Raw genomic sequence first — 18,764 nt, 5'->3', positions numbered from 1 at the left:
CCGGCTGTCCTAATAGCTTATCATATTCTATATTGATTTTACGTTCATTAAAAAATTATTAGTAATAGTGAAAAAATCCTCCAAAAAGGCGGTACTGTCCACAGCTAAACCAACCGCTGCACTTTTTATTGGATTATTCAATCCAGTTAAGTCACCAATCGTTCTGCCAATCGAAGGCCCAGTTGTTTCAACAGTTAAATTAATCGGAAGCACCTGAGTTAAAATCGCAGGATCAATAGCCGCAGCAACGGCTAACGGATCGTGCAGCGCGCCGCCAAATTCTTCACCACTGTATTCATTTGTATAATAGTAGGTGGTCATTTCCGTAATTGCTTTGGCGGCATTTGTAGGAATTGTCTGCCACTGCTTGATATCCTTCTGGTCAATCATCGTCTGCAACGTGACATCTAACCCTATCATGGTAAATGAAATGCCGCTTTCTAAAACAAACTTAGCAGCCAGCGGATCATTTAGGACATTCGCTTCTGCAAATGGGCTTAAATTCCCCGGAATTGTCAAAGCACCCGCCATCATAACAATTCTGCCAACTTTGCTCATAGCAGTCGAATTCTTTTTGATCGCCTCAGCTAAATTGGTCAATGGTCCAGCAGTAACGATGGTTAAGTCCTCACCAAAATTTTCAGCAGACTCTATCAAAAAATCTACTGCGCTTTGTGACTGAACTGCTTTAGAACTTTCCAGCAACACTACATTCCCGATCCCATTCAGTCCATGAACTCGATGCAAATCATCTGTCGTTTGATAACTGTTTGAGCCCCATGGAAAAACAGAGCCTCGGAATACAGGTACATCTTCCCGGTTCAATAAAGCTAGTAAGTCCAGGGTATTCTTTACTGCTTTATCAATGGTTACATTGCCGAAGGTTGTAGTAACTCCTATTAATTCAGCTTCTGGCTGACCCAATGCATAGGTTAAAGCAAGAGCATCATCGATCCCTGTATCTAAATCCAAAATCAACTTCATCTTTTTCCCAACCTTTCTTTCAAAAAAGACCATCTCATTTATTTTAGAGATGGTCAAGTATCTTACATTTTATTTGGTGCGTGAACGCCTAGTAATCGTAAATCTTCTTTCAAGATAGTCGTTACCGCATAAACCAATGCTAGACGAGCATCTTTTTGTTCGTCGTCTACCAAGATTTTTGTATGCGCGTAGTACTTGTTAAAAGCTTGAGCTAATCTTAGTGAATGCTTCGCAATCACCGAAGGTTCATATTGTTCAGCGGCTTGTGCCACCACTTCAGGGAAAGCCTGCAATAGCTTGATGATTTCCCAGCTGTCCGCATCGTTTAGTGCATAAGCAGTATCAGCATTTGGCGTAAAACCAGCTTTGTCTAAAATAGTCATCGCCCGCGCATGAGTGTATTGAACATAAGGGCCGGTTTCCCCTTCAAAACGAACCACTTCTTCAATTTCAAAATCAAAGTTGTTCAAACGATCATTTTTCAAATCATGGAAAACAACCGCACCAACACCGACTTGGTGAGCGACTTCTTCTTTATTTGGCAAATCAGGATTTTTCTCAACAATTTGAGCCAAAGCAGATTCAGTCGCTTCATTTAAGACTTCCTCTAACAGAATAATCTTTCCTTTACGGGTAGACAGTTTTTTCCCACCTTGAGTAATCAAGCCAAACGGGATGTGTTTCATGTCTTCAAACCAGTCAAAGCCCATTTCCTTCAACACAGCTTTTAACTGTCTGAAGTGAATGCTTTGTTCGTTTCCTACTACGTATAGTGATTTAACGAAGTTGTAAGTCCGTTTGCGATAAACAGCTGCTGCTAAGTCACGAGTAATGTACAGAGTAGCCCCATCAGATTTTTTAATTAAGGCTGGATTTAAATCATAGGCTGACAAATCAACAATCTCTGCCCCTTGGTTTTCTTTTAATAGATGTTTTTCTTCCAGCATAGTCACAACTTCATCCATTTTATCGTTGTAGAAGGCTTCCCCGTTGTATGAATCAAAGCTGATTTCCAGCATTTCGTAGATTTTGTTGAACTCTTTCAAGGATTCACTGCGGAACCAGGTCCATAATTCAACCGCTTCTGGATCATCTTGTTCCAATTTCTTAAACCAAGCCCGAGCTTCATCTTCCAATGAAGCATCTGTTTCAGCTTCTTCGTGGAATTGGACATATAAGCGCAATAATTCGCTGATTGGTTCAGCCTTAACTTTTTCTTCAGAGCCCCATTTTTTATAAGCAACAATTAGTTTACCAAATTGGGTTCCCCAGTCACCTAAGTGATTGATCTTAATTGGCTGATAGCCCACTTTACTTAAAATCAAGCTGATGGAATTACCGATCACAGTTGAACGCAAATGACCCATCGAAATAGGTTTTGCAATATTAGGTGAAGACATATCAATCGTTACATTACCATTGTTGCCGATGTTGCTGGCGCCGAATTCACTGCCGGCTTTGGTAATTTCCTTCAATACATTGCTGGAAACGACTTCTTTGTTCATAAAGAAATTCAAGTAAGGTCCCACCACTTCGACTTTTTCAAAAAGTTCTGGGTTGATCTTTTCAGCCAAATCCGCCGCAATTTGCTGTGGCGCTTTACGATAAATTTTTGCTAATGAAAATGCTGGAAAAGCGACATCACCATGATCTGCTGATTTAGGGTTTTCTAGTAAACGTGCGACATCTTCTAACGTTAAATCTTCTTTGACTACTTCATACACTGCCTGTGCTACGATCTCTTTGTTGTTCATCCTTTTTTCCTCCTTAAGCAATAAAAAAAGCCTCTGATGAATATTCTTCATCAGAGACGAGATTTTCCCGCGGTACCACTCTTTTTGTCTATACGACCAGCTCTACTATAACGGTAGCTGCCGTTTCATCTCCAAAGTGCGCCCTCTATCTTGATTTATCTGGCTCACACCCTCCCAGACTCGCTAAAAAACAGCCAATAGACTTCTCTTTTTCCTCGATGAAAATAATTTATCTGGCTTTCATAGTACCAGATACTAGCGAGAAGTCAAGACTAAACTGTAGGGATGAAAAGATTTCCTAAAGTCGCAGCCATTACAGCTTTGATAGTATGCATGCGATTTTCCGCCTGTTCAAACTGATGAGCATAAGGCGCACGGAAGACTTCATCGGTAACTTCCATTTCCGAAAGACCATAGGTATCCTTGATTTCTTGCGCTACTTCCGTCTGTACATCGTGAAAGGCTGGCAAGCAATGCAAGAAAATTGTATCGGCTTTACCAGTTTTGTCTACCATCGCTTGATTCACTTGGTAAGGCAATAGCAGATCAATCCGTTTTTTGAATTCCGCTTCTTCACCCATCGATACCCAAACATCGGTATAAAGAACATCGGCTCCTTTTACCCCTTCATCGATATCAGCAGTAATTAGAATTTTTGCTCCTGATTTTTCAGCGTATTCATTTGCTAAATCAACTAATTTTGCATCTGGGAACAATTCTTTTGGCGTCACAATATGGGTGTTCACCCCTAAAATGGCTCCGGTAATCAATAAAGAGTTAGCTACATTGTTTCGGCCGTCACCAGCATAAGCCAAGGTCAGACCTTCAATTTTGCCGAACTGTTCCTTCACAGTTAGAAAATCCGCCAGCATTTGGGTTGGATGCCATTGATCCGTCAGACCATTCCAAACCGGTACGCCAGAGTATTCTGCCAATGCTTCTACTGCTTCTTGCGAAAAACCGCGGTACTCAATGCCGTCAAACATGCTTCCCAACACTTTTGCCGTATCCTCGACTGATTCTTTTTTTCCTAATTGGATATCGCCTTTGCCTAAATATTCAGGATGAGCTCCTAAATCAATCGCCGCTGTTGTGAAAGCCGCACGAGTTCTAGTTGAAGCTTTTTCAAACAACAGGGCAATATTTTTTCCCTCTAAATAACGATGACTGATGTTTTGCTTTTTCATGTCCTTTAAATGAGCAGCAAAATCAATCAGATAAATCAATTCTTCCTTAGTAAAATCTTTTTCTGCTAGCAGGCTTTTCCCTTGAAACACTGAATTCATGTTGTTCCTCCTCTGTATATTTAAACGTATTTTTATCAAATATACTCATTTTTATACATAATACCGGATAATTACTAAAATAGCAATCCCTCTTTTCATTCTTCTCATTTTCCTCTATTATAATAAGGTGCATTTAAAATCGAGCATTGCTCGGACTGGTTCGGAAACTTCCCAGAATAAAAAACTAAGAATCTCAACAAAGGAGGTAGGAAAAAATGCAACAAGTGATTATTGACTGCGATCCAGGGATTGATGACGCCCTGGCTTTGGAATTCGCAATCAAATCGAAGGAATTAGAAGTCTTAGCCATTACCGTGGTTGCAGGAAATGCCCCGGTCGATATTGGCGTGGAAAATACTTTTAAGGTGTTAGAGCGCTGCGATCGTTTGGATATTCCAGTATATCGCGGAGCTGAAATACCCCTAGAAAGGCCCAATGTATCGGCCCAAGATACTCACGGCATGGACGGCTTTGGCGAAAGCGGGATTGTTCGACAATCCAAGGTGCAACCCCAAAAGGAAACCGCTGAGGAATTCCTGACAAACTTTTTCTCTGAAAAGCGTGATGTAGGGATTTTAGCATTAGGCCCACTGACCAATATTGCTCTTGCTATACAGCTCAACCCAAAATTAGGTCAAAATATCCAACGCTTTGTTACCATGGGAGGAACCTACAAAAGTCACGGCAACTGTTCACCGGTAGCCGAGTACAATTATTGGTGCGATCCCGATGCAGCGAAAATGGTTTATGAGTCACTGGGCAGCACGATTGAAATGGTCGGCTTAGATGTTACGCGGGAAATTGTTTTCAGCCCGGCAATCTTGGAATATTGCCGCCGTATTAATCCTGAGGCCTATGAGTATTTGCGAAAGCTGACTCGCTTTTATTTTGATTTTCACTGGCAATATGAGCATCTGCTAGGTTGTGTCATCAACGACCCATTGGCTGTAGCTTGTTACATTTCGTCAGAAATTTGCAACGGTTTTGACAGTTATGTTGAGGTAGAAACCCAAGGCATCAGTATCGGCCAGACCTTGGTGGACCGTTATGACTTTTGGCAAAAAGAGCCCAATGCCAGAATACTGGAAACCGTTGATACAAAAGAATTTTTCACTCAGTTTTTAACCGTCCTTTTAGATGCACCAGAAGCAACCATTGCTTCTGATCTAAACCTATTAAAGTTAGGATGAGACGAATGAAAAAACAAACATCACGATTAACGATTATTGCTTTAGCGGTCGCACTAAACATTGTTCTAGGAAATTTGGCCCTGTTTCTGCGACTGCCGATTTATTTAGATACTGTTGGAACCATTTTAGCAGCGACTCTGTTAGGTCCAGTTGCTGGTATCATCACGGGTTTATGCAGCGCCATTTTTACCGGAGTGACCTCTGATTTATTTTCACTGTATTTTGCTCCAGTTCAATTATGTGTGGGTTTGATGGCAGGAATTTTACTCCATAATAAGCGGACTGCCTGGTCATTACCGTTAAAGGCACTGCTGGTTACTTTACCAGGAACCTTAGTCGCTTCATTGATTACTGTGCTGCTGTTTGGCGGGATTACTTCTTCCGGCTCCAGCATGCTGGTTCAAGTACTTCACGGCCTAGGCTTAAATCAGACCTTAAGTGTTTTTCTAGTCCAAATCGGTACCGACTATTTAGACAAATTTTTGGCTATCAGTATAGTGATCAGCGCAATTAAGGCTTTACCTCGTTACCGTCAAATTGTTTCATAGATTGAATTTTGCTTAAAAAAAGACCAGATATCTTTATCGTAGCTGATAGAAGATATCTGGTCTATTTGTACTATTAAATGTGTTGAAAAGCCAAGCTTGGAATTGCATTTAAATCCATTGCAGCTACGTGCTGCTTTGCTAATTCTACGTGAGCGGCTGCTCCAATCATTGCGGCATTGTCCCCGCAAAGCTTCAATGGTGGAATAACTAGCTTAACGTCTGGCAATTCAGCAGCTAATGCTTGTTCCATCCCTTTGCGCAAGCCTTGGTTGGCTGCTACCCCACCAGCAATTACTAATTGTTTCACTGGATAAGCCTGACAAGCCCGTATTGTTTTAGTTACTAGAACTTCCACCACACTGGCTTGGAAGCTGGCAGCTAAATCAGCAGTATCCAACTCTTCCCCGCGTTGTTCCGCATTATGGACTAAATTGATAAAGGCACTTTTCAAACCGCTAAAGCTGAAGTCTAGGTTGTCTTCTTTCAGCATTGCCCTTGGAAAATCGTAGACGTCTTTTCCTTGATGAGCCAATTGGTCCAATTCTTTACCGCTTGGGTAAGGTAATCCTAAAACGCGGCCAACTTTATCGTAAGCTTCACCTGCTGCGTCATCTCTCGTTTCACCAATGATTTCATACGAACCATCTTCAGCCATATAAACCAATTCAGTATGACCACCGCTGACCAGTAAGGCCATTAAAGGAAATTCCAGCGGTTGGACTAAACGCGCCGCGTAAATATGCCCGGCCATGTGATTAACTGGAATTAATGGCAATCCATGAGCCCAAGCAAAAGCCTTCGCAGCACTTAAGCCGATCAACAAGGCACCAACTAAACCCGGTCCATAAGTTACGGCCACTGCTTGCAGTTGATCAGGAGTAACTTCGGCTTCGGCTAAAGCTTCTTCTAAACAGAGTGTAATCTGCTCCACATGATGACGACTAGCCACCTCTGGAACCACTCCGCCAAACCGTTGATGACTTTTAATTTGCGAAGCCACGATATTAGACAGCACCGTTTCGCCATTTAGAATCACGGCCACACTGGTTTCATCACAGCTGCTTTCAATTGCTAAAATATATTCATTCGTTTCCGTGGCTGTTCCCTACTTTCAAATTCATAATAATCGCATCTTCTACCGGTGTTTGGTAATAATTTTTTCTTTTGCCGATCTCTTGAAAATGCATTTTCTCGTAAAGATGACGCGCTGCCGTATTGGAAGCACGTACCTCTAAAAATATTTGGTTTACTTCCTGCTTATGAGCATGCTCCAGCAATCGCTGGAACAGCTTTTCAGCCAGTCCTTGACGTTTATACTCTGGAAAGGTAGCCACGTTGGTAATCTCAATTTCATCCAATACTTGATGAAATCCGATAAAGGCTAGCGGCTCTCTTACATCTGACAATAAATAGTGACTATGCTTCTGCTGCAAATCATCATAAAATTCTTTTTCTGACCAGGGAGACAATGTACCATAAGCCGCATGATTAATCTGCCACAATTGATGTGCTAGTTGTTTTAATTCAACATCCTCACTCATTTGGGTCCCTCTAAATGTTTAATCATCTCTAAAGCATCCTCATTATTCTCGGTATAATAATTCCTGCGAACCTTCCGACCTTCAAAGCCAATTCGACGGTACAAACGCTGCGCATTTATATTACCCATCCGCACCTCTAACGACAACGTGATACAGCTCTTCATTATAGCGAATCTTTCTACCTCGTCAATCAAAAAGGATCCCAATCCACTGCCTTGAAAAGCCCGCTTAACAGCAACATTGGTAATATGAGCATCATTGCCCATAATACGACTGCCGATAAAAGCTACCAGCTCTTCGCGATGCGTCATACAGATATACAGATGGGGAACGGGAGAATGGATTTCCGCCAAAAAGGCACTTCTTGTCCAAGGTACTTCTCCTTGATATACATCCTTTTCCAGCGCAATCAATTCCTTGATATCGTCGTCGGTTATTCCCCGCAGCAGATATTCCTGTTCTTTTATCAGAACACTCCGGGCTTCAAAGGGTTCTTGCTTACCGCCGAAAAATGTACGAAGCAGTCCGCTAAATTTTTTCAACATAATTTTCGTCCCCTGGCTGATGCGTTTGCAGCCATTTCTCCTCCGCCTCTACCCGCTTCAAATAGGCTGGAACAAAACTTTGGATATCTGCCACAGGTGTTTCCAGATACCCCAGCTGCCCTAAAGTTACCCCATTAGGCAAATTGATGCGATCGTCTGTTTCAATCTTGGCATTCGGCAGCTTTTCACGGATCATTTCAGCAAACTTAGCCGTTTCTCCCACAAATACAGCGTCCTCTTGCAGCTGTTCCAACAATTCGGCCAAAGGAATGTGCTGATCAGGAATAACCGTCTTCAACTGCTGATCTTCCCATTGATAGACCCCGGCATACACGTTGTTGCGGCGAGCGTCCATAATCGGAACGATCAATCTTTGGTCGCTAACGTTAGCAGCTAATGCCTTTAAGCTGGAAATTCCTGCTAACTCTATTTTCAATGTATCAGCTAACGTCTTTGCAGTGGTTACTGCAATTCGAATCCCAGTATACGATCCGGGACCTTGGGCGACAACAATGCGATCCAAGTCCTTTGGTGTTAAGCTGCTGATTTTCATGATATGTTCAATCGCTGGCATCAAGGTCAGACTATGATTCATTTTTTGATTTAATTGAAAAGAGGCAATTGTCTGATCGTCCTCTAAAATAGCTGCTGCCAATGTTTGATTCGATGTATCGAAGGCTAAAATTTTCATCCTTGCTCTATTCCTCGCTTTCAGATAGCCACATTTTACCATAAAAACTTTTTTCAATATAGTTAGACTGGACTAATTTAAAGAATCACTTGCTTTGTTTTTCTTCAAAGCAACGATCCCACCTTGCAAACAACTAATTTTTAATTAGTTTTATTAAATATTTTGAATAACATATTTGACGAATTAGCTTGTATCCTTATTAAATAAATTTTACTATAGAATTGAGGCAAGCAAAAAATATTTCATTCTTTTCTCTCTGATAGAGTAAGTAGAAAATTACATCCTGCATCTTCTTCTTAGACTTGCCTCGTCAACAAAAACAAACCTGAGCATCTGCTTATAATGCGGATACTCAGGTTTTTTGTCTTATTTAGTTGAGTCCCGCAGAACCAGCTTCGTTCCCAGCATGATTTTTCTAGGAACCGGCGCACGCTCTTTTGCTAATTCTAAAATAGTTGTGACAGCTAATTCTCCCATCCATTCCGTTTCAACCTTTACAGTCGATAGAGTGGGCGAAACATATTTAGCTACACTCACATCATTAAAACCAATGATTGCAATATCTTCCGGGATTTTCAAACCATAATCCTGAATTGCCTGCATTGCACCAATAGCCAATGCATCACTGGAAGCGAATAAAGCAGTCGGCAGTTCGGTTTGCTGCTGTAAAAAAGTGGTTGTAGCCGTCTTCCCTGCTTCCACACTAAACTCAGCTTGTATGACAAACGCATGATTATACAACTTCAAGCGCCGCATTTTTTGTTCAAAAGCAGTCAAACGCGGATCATCGATCGGCTGGTGCGTTTGCTTAGTGAATTCCAGCCCAGATAAAATCGCAATCTTATCGTGACCAGCTCCTACAAAGTGATCAATCACAGAATCAACACTTTGATTAAAATCAACCACTAACGAATCAAAACCGTTGGATGTGGCGTCATAATCGACAAAGAGCAGATTCTCATCTACTTCGCTGATTTTCTTGATCTGTTCGGTGTCGAACTTACCTAATGCGATAGTACCAGCCGTTTTCAGGGTGGTCAAATCCGCCAACGATTCTCGTTTAATTTGGATATTTAATTCTTCGGCCTTTTTTTCAATGCCTAAACGAATCGCCAAATAATAAAGATCGGCCAATTCTTCTTCGGCATCGTACCACTGAACGAGGCGCAGTACTGTCGTTTCGGTCTTATTATTCTTTTTATGCTTCGTGTAATTCAGCTCTTCAGCAGCTTGAAATATTTTATGCTTCGTTGCTAGACTGACGGATATTTGCGGATCATAGTTCAACACCCTTGAAACCGTCGCCGGAGAAACGCCAGCTAACTCCGCTATGTCGCGAATAGTTGCCATTTTAAATTCCTCCCGCCCTACAACGTTGCGATGAAGCGGTCAAAAGCTGCTTGTCCGGCTTCGTCACGCTTGAATACACCAGCATCTTCTAACACCCGAGCAAAAACTTTGCCCACTTCCTGCTGCAAAATTGTTTGGACATTCTCAGCAGTAATGGTCTGAGCTGACTTAATTTCCTCAGCCCACGCTTGATGATAGTTCTTCATTTGATGAGAATTCCCCAACAGAAATTGTTCAACTTCTTGCATTTCTTCTTTCAAACGTGGTGGCAAAACGGCCAGTCCCATTACTTCAATTAAGCCAATATTCTCTTTTTTGATGTGTTGGACATCTGGATGCGGATGAAAAATCCCTTCAGGAAATTCTTCAGAGACATTGTTATCTCGCAAAACTAAATCCAATTCAAACAGCTCACCATTGCGTCGAGCAATTGGCGTAATAGTGTGATGGGGTGTGCCATCAGCAGAGAAAGCCACAACATTAACCGTTTCATCACTATACTGTTTCCAAGATTCGAAAATATATTCCGCCGCCGCAACTAAATCCTTCAGCTGCTGACCTTGTAAACGAATCACTGACATCGGCCATTTAACAATCCCCGCAGTCACAGTCGGAAACAGCTTCAAGTCAATCGGACGTTCGATTTCAGCCACTGCCATCGGAAATGTATGCCGACCACCCTGATAATGATCATGTGAAAGAATCGACCCGCCAACAATTGGCAAGTCTGCATTAGAGCCTACAAAATAATGCGGTAAAACTTCCGTAATCTTCAGTAAACGCTGGAAGGTATCACGGTTGATCTTCATGGGACGGTGTTCTTCAGAAAGCACAATACAGTGCTCATTGTAATAAGCGTATGGTGAATACTGCAACCCCCAGCTTTCGCCCTCCAAGTTCATGCGAATAATCCGATGATTGGTACGGGCCGGGTAGTTTAGACGACCCTTATAGCCTTCGTTTTCCATACACAAAAGACATTTAGGATAATCCACCTGCACCGCTTCTCGTTCTGCTGCGATTTGTTTCGGATCTTTTTCCGGCTTGGACAAATTGATCGTAATTTCCAGCGTTCCATAGTCCGTTTCAGCTGGAAACACAATATTTTTAGCAATATCCTTGGTCTTAATATAATTGTTGGTTTGACTCAAGTGAAAGAAATAGTCGGTGGCCTCTTTCGGGCTTTTAGCATAATATTGCGCAAAATAAGCATTTACTACTGAAGGCGGCGGCGTCAATAAATCCATCAGTTGAGACTCCAAAATATCTTTTTCTGCTGGAAGTTCACTAATCACCTGATTTTTAACCCCTTGCTCGACTAGCAGCTGAGCCAATTCAGCAGCATCGGCTTCGACTGGACGAACCTCAGCTGACGCTAAACCATCTTCACCGATAAGTCCGATCACTTGGTTTTCTAAATAAATCCGATCCATATCCATCCAGCCCCCTGAATGAATGGCTGCACTGACAAAATCTCTAACAACTTGACTGATCAACATTGAGTACTCCTCCTAGTCTTCATATCCATTAGGGTGGCTAACGTGCCAATTCCAGGCCGTTTCAATAATTGCTAGGATATCGGTATACTCTGGCTGCCAGCCTAAAATAGTTTTCGCTTTTTCGCTGGATGCTACTAAGGTGCTAGGATCTCCTGCACGACGAGGTCCAATCTCAGCTGGGATTTCTTTTTGGGTTACTTCGCGAGCAGCATCTAGCATTTCTTTAACGGAATAGCCATTGTTTGAACCCAGGTTAAAGACATTGCTTTCATTTCCAGCTTTCAAGTATTCCAAAGCCAAGATGTGGGCCATCGCTAAATCTTCTACTTGCACATAATCCCGAATACAAGTGCCGTCAGGTGTATTGTAATCATCGCCAAAAATAGTTAGGTGATCCCGCTGTCCTAAGACAACTTGTAAAATCAATGGAACTAAATGCGTTTCCGGCGTGTGGTCTTCTCCAATAGAAGCATCAGACTTAGCACCAGCAACATTAAAGTAGCGCAATGCAACATAGCGCATACCATAGGCGTTGTCACACCAATGCATCATTTTTTCCATCATCAGCTTGCTTTCACCATAAGGATTTTTAGGATTGGTTGGTGTATCTTCCGTAATCGGCGACACTTCCGGTTCGCCGTAGGTCGCTGCGGTGGAAGAAAAGACAATATGTTTTACCTCAAACTCTTCCATTACCTCCAGCAGCATTTCCATGCCGACAACATTGTTATTGAAGTATTTTAAAGGTTTTTCCACAGACTCTCCCACTAAAGAGCTAGCCGCAAAATGAACCACACCTTCAATCGTTTCTTTTTGAAAAACTTCTCGCATGAACGTTTGGTCACGACAGTCTCCTTCATAAAAGGTTGCTTCTGAATGAACGGCCTGGCGGTGTCCCGTTAACAAATTATCTACAACCACCACTGAGTATCCTTGATTAATTAAACGATCAACTGTATGTGAACCAATATACCCTGCTCCACCTAGAACTAAAATTGACATATCTCCACTCCTCGAAAAATATTTACTAAACAAATTATAAAACATTTACTAAACGAGAGCAAGCAAAAAAAGATAAAACCGGTCCGGCTTTATCTTTTCTTGTTTTATACTTTACGCTTTTTCTGCGATTACTTCAATTTCAACTAGCGCATCTGCTGGAAGTTTAGCTACTTGAACACAGCTTCTTGCAGGATAAGGCTCTTGGAAATAGCTGGCATAAATATCGTTGACTACCGAAAAATTATCCAGGTCCTTTAAGAAAACCGTTACTTTTAAGGCGTTCTCTAAAGTCAAACCGATTGTTCCTAAGATGTTTTGGATATTTTCTAACGATTGTTTCGCTTGTGCTTCCACCCCTTCTTGCAGCTGGTTGGTGGCAGGATCAATACCTAATTGTCCCGATAAGAAAACGATGTTTCCGCCGGTCATCATCCCTTGAGAATAAGGTCCTAAGGCTTTTGGTGCTTGTTCAGAATTTAATCGTTGCATGTATGTCTCTCCTTTGTCATTCTTTTTGCTAGCTTCATTATACCTAATTCCCCCGAAACATCCAAGAATTGTTGAAAATTTCGTCAGGAACAATCTTTTAGCTTTCTATTTTTGCCGTTTTCCTCCATAATAAAAGTAACAAGAAAAGGGAGGCCAATCATATGCGTAAATTTACATCAGGATTTTTTACCGGAACTTTAGCAACAGCAGCCGTTGTTGCAGGACTTTTAATGGGTGTAAAGAAAAAAGTAATTGAACCCTTAGAAGAAAAAGAGTCAAAAATCGACGAAAATCGTAAAAAAGCCCGTAGAAAACGGATTGCACGTTAAAAAAGAAAGCGAGTTTTCGCTTTCTTTTTTTTTTGCCATTCATGCTTTTCGCAGTTAACTTGGCGCAAGAGAAGTTCTACAAATGGCGTCTATACAGAGAATTATCATGTTTAGCATGATGGTATGCGTATGAAAATCAGACTCATTTTTCCTGGGCTTGGAAAAATGATAATCCACTCCTGAGTTAGCTGCTTATTGTTGATAAATCGTTTGAACAATTTGATTTGCCACTTGGAAAATCCGATCCGCATTCTTCGGCCTTGGTGATGAAGCATTCAACCAGTCGAATCCAGCCAATGGCGCACCGTAACAATACAAGTTATCCAGTGTTTGATTTTGCTGATCAATGATGCGGTGGGTACTGCGCTCCACCCGCAACGCGCCGCTTTCATGTTTTTCTCCATCAAACTCAACTATATCCGGGGCTAAATACCCTCGGTCTTTTAATGCGCGAATCAATGGATTCAGCGTTCGACGGTAACTGGTTGTCGGTAATCGAGCTTCGATTAAATGCTTCGCTTTATATGTTACCTGATTGTTTTGTTTGCTGAAGGCAACAAAGCAGTCCTCCACACCTTCAACTTCCATATTAGGAGCTAAAAAGATAGCGATACCTGCTTTCGTTAAAGCTGCCAGCTGCTTCATGCGAAGAACCGGCGGCCCCACAGTTAAAAAGCCATAAGTTGGATCGTAATCTCCCCACAATTCCTCCCAATATTCTTTCGCCGTAAAGGCACGCTGGTCAATCATTTTGTGTACCGGCATTTGCAGCTCCTTCATCGCGTCTAAAGCTGCGGCAACTGCCCCCGATAAATTCCCTTTTTCTGCTTCCTTAATATCATTGTCCATATAGCTTGGAACAAAAGCCGGAAAATCCTGCGCTTCTACTTCTTTTCCTGGATTTACAAGTGCATCCCAATTCCAACGTAATTCTTCGGGAACTTGAAAACGATCCAGAACGTCATTTCGATCTTCCTTGCGATAGGCTGTTAAAAATTCAGCAATATCGATGGAAGTATCTGCTAGCTTTTTCTCATAGTAAACAAGCTCTGCTTCTTTTTTCAGTAAATCGAAAAATTCGGCTGCTTCTCCCGGTTGGAATTGTTGGATTCGTTCATCTGTCAAAATTTGCGGCTGGGCATCTTCACCAGCTAATTTCTCATTCACCGGACGGGCATGATAAGGTAGCCCCCGACCCGATCCTAAAATCATCTTTCCTTCTTTGCCAGAAGGCTGATAAAGAAGCTCGCCAGCTTCTTCAATAAATGTTCCACCCCAATGCTTCGTCAATAGCGCCACATAATCAAAAAAACTTAAGCCTAATCCCCGCAAAATGACGTCCTCTTGCGGCAAAATATTCTCCAAAGAAACCTTAGCCGGATTTTTAGGCGGTTGATAAGTCAGCTGCTGCTCTTTGGCAAAAGTCTGTAACTGCTGTTCCGTTTCGGTTAATTCGTTGTCGGCATGCCCTGTAGCCAAAATCACTCGATCTACTAGATGATTTTCTTTGGCAATTATGGTAATTTGTTCCTCAACAATTAAGTCCTCTACCTCTTCCTGATAAAAAGTCAGCGAAATATTTTCTGGTAAGTTCGATTTAAGATTCAAGATAAACCATTGTTGGTACAGTCCATAAAAACGACGTTGGCAGCAATCGTTTCGTTTAAGCGAAGCTGCCTGTGTTAAGAACTCCTCTTGATTTTCTTCAACATATTGTTTGATAAAATCAGGTGCCTGCTGCTTACTCCATTCATATAAACTAGGTCTTTCACTACTCTTAATTAGAGGATGTTCTGCAAACAATGTGACATGTTCCATCACACTGTTCATTAAAACAGCTCCATCTTGCTTTGTGCTCCAAACCTGTCCACCTGGTCCAGCGGGATCAAAAGCTAAGATCTCCAACTCTTCTGCATTTGTGTACTTTTGAACTAAATGATCCAACATAATTAACCCATAAGGTCCTGTACCCACTACCGCTATTTTACCCATTTTCCCGCTCCAATCTTTCCTTTAATACAACTGCTTGGTTATGCTCAGTATCCTTTGCACTATAAACCAAAGTGAGCTGCTTATTATCCTTAACTAAATTTTCTAAACGTTGGAAGGCTGCTAAGTGAGCTTCATCCGTTAATTCCTGCAAATAAAACTTAACAAACTCAGGATATTTTGCCGGCTCATGACCAAACCACTTTCTAAGTTCAGTACTGGGAGCCACCTCTTTTAGCCACTCATCGATTGCTGCTTTTTCCTTTGACACACCCCTAGGCCAAATTCGATCCACCAGCACTCGATAACCATCCTCTGTTTGCGCAGCATCATATACTCGTTTGATTTCCAGCATAGCCTTCACCTCAATTCCAGAGTAAAGAAAAAAAGCGGAAAGTGCAACTTAAAACAATCTATTGGGAATAATAATTGAAGAAAAAGTCAAAAAAAGCACGCTGCAACAATGCAACATGCTTCATTAACTAATCTATATTTTTCTTTTTGATCTTACCTTGCCATTCTTCAATACCGCCTTTTAGAATGAACAGATCAGTATATCCATTTTTACGCAATAAATTAGCAGCTCGAGCACTCACTGATTTATTGTAGTCATAAATGTAAATTGGTTGATCCTTACGTAACGAACTCATCGTTTCTTTCAACATAGGATAAGGGAAGCTGCGGGCACCTAAAATGTGCTTCGCGTTGAATTCATCCCGCTCTCTTACGTCAATGACTTGCGCCTTGCGCATCCCTGCCTGAAACTCCTCTTGAGTCAGCATTTTTGCTGAACGCTTCACCATAATTCGAACGTATCCTTCGTACCCAACGAATAGGAGAATAACCCCTAATAAAATAATATTTAATGTCCACCAAAATGACATACGAAACTTCCCTTCTTAATTCAAGATTATTGTGCTAAAGATGCTGCACCAATCACTCCAGCTTCATTTCCTAATTCAGCTAATTTAATTTTTGTACTATTTCTAACTTGTGGGAACGTAAACTGCTGGAAGTACTTCTCTACACGACTACGTAAAAATTCACCCGCTGCGGATACTCCGCCGCCGATAATAATCGCTGAAGGATTCAAAGTGTTTCCAATATTTCCACACGCTAATCCCAAATAGAAAGTAACTTTGTCAACCACTCGTAAAGCAAGATCGTCGTTAGCAGCTGCTAATTCAAATACGTCTTTACTTGTGATGTCTTCCCCATTGTCTAAGCGCGCCTTCAATTCTGACCCACCAGCGTATTCTTCTGCCAATTGACGAGCCACTCGTACAACACCTGTTGCACTAGCAACAGTTTCTAAACAGCCGCGTTTGCCGCAGGTACATTCAAAGCCTTCAGGATCGACTGTGATATGTCCGATTTCTCCGGCACAGCCAGCTGCTCCGTGAAGCAATTGACCATTCATAACAATTCCACCGCCAACGCCTGTGCCCAATGTGACGAAGACCACATCTGGATCGTTTTCTCCGGCACCTTTCCAACGTTCGCCTAACGCCGCAACATTTGCATCGTTATCGATGAAGAATGGAATACCCGTGCCTTTTTCAATCATTTCTTTGACTGGCTGCAAAGTTTTCCAGTTCAAATTGTAGGCACCAATAACGGTTCCTTCAACAATATTGACACTTCCGGGAGTTCCCATACCAATGCCAATAAATTGTTCTGGCTTCATATTATATAAAGCTAAATGATGATTAATTGATTCGATGATATCCGGTACGATATGCTGTCCTTCATCCAAAATATTGGTATCGATACTCCATTTTTGTTGAATGTCGCCCTCTTGCGTTAAAATAGCAAATTTGACAGTTGTACCACCTAAATCAATTCCTAGTAATTTTTTATCCATCATTATTCACCTTCCCGACTTTCTTCAATGTGATGCTCTCTTTTTAAGATGCGCCAGCCGTTCAAATAGGTATCGCGATCGATCAAGCGTCCGTCATACAAATTTTTTAATTCAATTTGCATTAATTCAATGTCATAAATCCGCTTTCCTACATATACATAGATACCAAATTGCTTAAGCAGCTGCTGTACATCATATAGACTTTCCACATAAACCACATCCTCAAACATTATACAGGTAAATGTACTATTTTTACAGAGTAAATTGGCACGTTTTCGAAAAGCTGCAACTTTAATTATCCTCATGTAGAAAATTAAGCCATTCAACCAACTAAATTCTTATGTACGTTCATTTTTCTAAATAACCAGTAAAAAATCGGGAAATATCCCGATTTTTATATAATTGGCATACCGACTCCGCGAAAAGCCAGTAATACTGCGATAACAACAAAGAAGACAAAGAATAAACCGCCTGTTATCCGTCCCCGAACAGAAAAACGATCTTCTCCGTGAGGAACCCCCAAAATCAATCCTGAAAGTGCCCCACCTAAGAGACCACCTATATGACCCCACATATCAATCGAGGAATCAAACAAACCAAAAGCTAAATTCATCAAAATAAATAGTCCAAACTGCCGGGTCAATCCTTGAATGGCTGGATTATCTTTGTAGTGATAGCCCACCACTAAAAAGGCGCCAAATAAACCAAAAATTGCCGTACTGGCTCCCCCAGACAAAACACCTAAGCCATTAAAGGCAAAACTGCCCATATTACCCATGAGTCCACTCAACAAATAAACCAGCGTAAAACGCCAATGTCCAAATATAGCTTCACATTGCTGTCCCATGAAATACAAAACAATCGAGTTCAACGCAAAGTGCATCAAACCAAAATGAATCACCATTGGTGTCAAAAAGCGCCAATATTCATGGCCCAAAATAACTGAAGGAACAAACATCCCCAGTCTTTCATTAACCCGCAAGCTGGGAATTAAATATTCCAGCAAGAAGAATACGGTATTAATGCCTAAAAAAGTATATGTTGCATATGGTTGATTTCTCTTCATTATTCCTCCATTTTTCCGATAAATAACTGTTGTACCGGCAGATCAAACGGTTCAGGCTGCCAGGATTCCATCAGCTGTTCACTAAAAACAAAACTTGCCGTTTTTCCAGAATAGCTGCTTAAGAAGCGGTCATAAAACCCTCCGCCAAAACCAATGCGGTACCCATTGTTTTTAAAGATCAAGCCTGGAACAATTATTAAATCCAATTCTGTTGGGTCAGCGACGGCTTCACTGACGGGTTCTTCTACTCCAAATTTCGAGGCAACAAAGGTAGTACTTTCGTTAATCCAATAAAATACCAGCTGCCGTTTTGGCAAGGATTTAGGCACTGCCACCTTTTTCCCTTCAGCTAATGCTTGCTGGATTAAAGGGGCCGTTGGAAATTCGAAATCCGTAGCTATCGTCACACCAACACTTTTTGCTGCCTGCCAAAGATCACTTTGAAAAAATTCACGATAAATTGACTCAACTTGCGGTTGACGTCTTTTATCCACAGCGATTTTCTCTAACCTTTGAATCATCAGTTGGCGCATTTTTTGTTTTTCCATTTATCCGCCTCCTATTCAACGATACTACCAAAAAAGAAGATAAATAAAAAGGGGGTTTGTTCCCCTTTAACAATTCTAAATCAATATTT

The 18,764-nt window shown here is 41.5% G+C and carries 21 protein-coding genes and 1 riboswitch; of the genes, 3 read left to right on the top strand and 18 right to left on the bottom strand.

Features of this window, described 5'->3' with window-relative positions; all coding sequences use genetic code 11:
* Positions 1–27 precede the first annotated feature (27 nt).
* The 3 genes from JZO70_RS10440 to argF form a co-directional block, all read right to left on the bottom strand.
* Positions 28–984 carry a nucleoside hydrolase gene (locus JZO70_RS10440; protein WP_207673508.1) on the bottom strand — a complete coding sequence of 319 codons (957 nt, stop codon included), beginning with the start codon at positions 982–984 and terminating at the stop codon, positions 28–30.
* 62 nt (positions 985–1,046) lie between these two features.
* Positions 1,047–2,738, bottom strand: coding sequence for an arginine--tRNA ligase (argS, locus tag JZO70_RS10435; protein ID WP_207673507.1), 1,692 nt, complete (start codon positions 2,736–2,738; stop codon positions 1,047–1,049).
* 272 nt (positions 2,739–3,010) lie between these two features.
* A complete protein-coding gene (gene argF, locus JZO70_RS10430; RefSeq protein ID WP_207673506.1) occupies positions 3,011–4,024 on the bottom strand; it encodes an ornithine carbamoyltransferase in 1,014 nt (337 codons plus the stop codon).
* Between the two features lie 149 nt (positions 4,025–4,173).
* A riboswitch (PreQ1 riboswitch) is annotated at positions 4,174–4,218 on the top strand.
* A gap of 21 nt (positions 4,219–4,239) precedes the next feature.
* Between argF and JZO70_RS10425 the strand changes: the two genes are divergently transcribed.
* The gene (locus tag JZO70_RS10425) at positions 4,240–5,214 is read left to right on the top strand and encodes a nucleoside hydrolase (RefSeq protein WP_207673505.1); all 975 of its coding nucleotides are present in this window, start codon (positions 4,240–4,242) and stop codon (positions 5,212–5,214) included.
* Positions 5,215–5,219: 5 nt separating this feature from the next.
* On the top strand, positions 5,220–5,762 hold the full coding sequence (locus JZO70_RS10420; protein WP_207673504.1) for an ECF transporter S component: 543 nt from the start codon (positions 5,220–5,222) through the stop codon (positions 5,760–5,762).
* Positions 5,763–5,835: 73 nt separating this feature from the next.
* On the opposite strand, the gene tsaD is transcribed toward JZO70_RS10420, so the two are convergent.
* The 8 genes from tsaD to JZO70_RS10380 form a co-directional block, all read right to left on the bottom strand.
* Entirely contained in the window at positions 5,836–6,840 is a 1,005-nt protein-coding gene (gene tsaD, locus JZO70_RS10415) for a tRNA (adenosine(37)-N6)-threonylcarbamoyltransferase complex transferase subunit TsaD (protein ID WP_207673560.1), read from the bottom strand.
* A 4-nt stretch (positions 6,841–6,844) separates the two neighbouring features.
* Complete coding sequence (rimI, locus tag JZO70_RS10410) at positions 6,845–7,303, bottom strand: ribosomal protein S18-alanine N-acetyltransferase (RefSeq protein WP_207673503.1); 459 nt, start codon at positions 7,301–7,303, stop codon at positions 6,845–6,847.
* A complete protein-coding gene (rimI, locus tag JZO70_RS10405; RefSeq protein WP_207673502.1) occupies positions 7,300–7,848 on the bottom strand; it encodes a ribosomal protein S18-alanine N-acetyltransferase in 549 nt (182 codons plus the stop codon). The genes rimI (JZO70_RS10410) and rimI (JZO70_RS10405) overlap by 4 nt, the downstream gene beginning before the upstream one ends.
* Positions 7,832–8,539, bottom strand: coding sequence for a tRNA (adenosine(37)-N6)-threonylcarbamoyltransferase complex dimerization subunit type 1 TsaB (gene tsaB / locus JZO70_RS10400; protein WP_207673501.1), 708 nt, complete (start codon positions 8,537–8,539; stop codon positions 7,832–7,834). Before tsaB ends, rimI (JZO70_RS10405) begins: the two co-directional genes overlap by 17 nt.
* A gap of 366 nt (positions 8,540–8,905) precedes the next feature.
* The gene (locus JZO70_RS10395) at positions 8,906–9,889 is read right to left on the bottom strand and encodes a substrate-binding domain-containing protein (protein ID WP_207673500.1); all 984 of its coding nucleotides are present in this window, start codon (positions 9,887–9,889) and stop codon (positions 8,906–8,908) included.
* Between the two features lie 17 nt (positions 9,890–9,906).
* Positions 9,907–11,388, bottom strand: a complete 1,482-nt coding sequence (gene galT / locus JZO70_RS10390; RefSeq protein WP_207673499.1) for a UDP-glucose--hexose-1-phosphate uridylyltransferase — start codon at positions 11,386–11,388, stop codon at positions 9,907–9,909.
* A 12-nt stretch (positions 11,389–11,400) separates the two neighbouring features.
* Complete coding sequence (gene galE / locus JZO70_RS10385) at positions 11,401–12,390, bottom strand: UDP-glucose 4-epimerase GalE (protein WP_207673498.1); 990 nt, start codon at positions 12,388–12,390, stop codon at positions 11,401–11,403.
* Between the two features lie 111 nt (positions 12,391–12,501).
* Positions 12,502–12,879: a RidA family protein gene (locus JZO70_RS10380; RefSeq protein WP_207673497.1), complete on the bottom strand. Its 378-nt coding sequence runs from the start codon at positions 12,877–12,879 to the stop codon at positions 12,502–12,504.
* A gap of 161 nt (positions 12,880–13,040) precedes the next feature.
* Here JZO70_RS10380 and JZO70_RS10375 point away from each other — a divergent pair, with 161 nt between their 5' ends.
* The gene (locus JZO70_RS10375; protein WP_207673496.1) at positions 13,041–13,208 is read left to right on the top strand and encodes a DUF3042 family protein; all 168 of its coding nucleotides are present in this window, start codon (positions 13,041–13,043) and stop codon (positions 13,206–13,208) included.
* A 192-nt stretch (positions 13,209–13,400) separates the two neighbouring features.
* Here JZO70_RS10375 and JZO70_RS10370 read toward each other — a convergent pair whose 3' ends face one another.
* The 7 genes from JZO70_RS10370 to JZO70_RS10340 form a co-directional block, all read right to left on the bottom strand.
* Positions 13,401–15,200, bottom strand: a complete 1,800-nt coding sequence (locus JZO70_RS10370; RefSeq protein ID WP_207673495.1) for an FAD/NAD(P)-binding protein — start codon at positions 15,198–15,200, stop codon at positions 13,401–13,403.
* On the bottom strand, positions 15,193–15,552 hold the full coding sequence (locus JZO70_RS10365; protein WP_207673494.1) for a DUF488 domain-containing protein: 360 nt from the start codon (positions 15,550–15,552) through the stop codon (positions 15,193–15,195). The genes JZO70_RS10370 and JZO70_RS10365 overlap by 8 nt, the downstream gene beginning before the upstream one ends.
* A gap of 127 nt (positions 15,553–15,679) precedes the next feature.
* Entirely contained in the window at positions 15,680–16,081 is a 402-nt protein-coding gene (locus JZO70_RS10360) for a rhodanese-like domain-containing protein (protein ID WP_207673493.1), read from the bottom strand.
* A 26-nt stretch (positions 16,082–16,107) separates the two neighbouring features.
* Complete coding sequence (locus JZO70_RS10355) at positions 16,108–17,061, bottom strand: ROK family glucokinase (RefSeq protein ID WP_207673559.1); 954 nt, start codon at positions 17,059–17,061, stop codon at positions 16,108–16,110.
* Positions 17,062–17,063: 2 nt separating this feature from the next.
* Positions 17,064–17,270 (bottom strand): YqgQ family protein, encoded by a 207-nt coding sequence (locus JZO70_RS10350; protein WP_207673492.1) that lies wholly within the window; start codon positions 17,268–17,270, stop codon positions 17,064–17,066.
* 185 nt (positions 17,271–17,455) lie between these two features.
* On the bottom strand, positions 17,456–18,127 hold the full coding sequence (locus JZO70_RS10345) for a rhomboid family intramembrane serine protease (RefSeq protein WP_207673491.1): 672 nt from the start codon (positions 18,125–18,127) through the stop codon (positions 17,456–17,458).
* Entirely contained in the window at positions 18,127–18,675 is a 549-nt protein-coding gene (locus JZO70_RS10340; protein WP_207673490.1) for a 5-formyltetrahydrofolate cyclo-ligase, read from the bottom strand. The genes JZO70_RS10345 and JZO70_RS10340 overlap by 1 nt, the downstream gene beginning before the upstream one ends.
* Positions 18,676–18,764: the final 89 nt, after the last annotated feature.

The organism is Candidatus Enterococcus moelleringii (assembly GCF_017377575.1).
GTDB lineage: Bacteria > Bacillota > Bacilli > Lactobacillales > Enterococcaceae > Enterococcus_A > Enterococcus_A moelleringii.
Note: the sequence above shows the minus strand (reverse complement) of the source record. Positions and strands in the feature narration are given on the sequence as shown.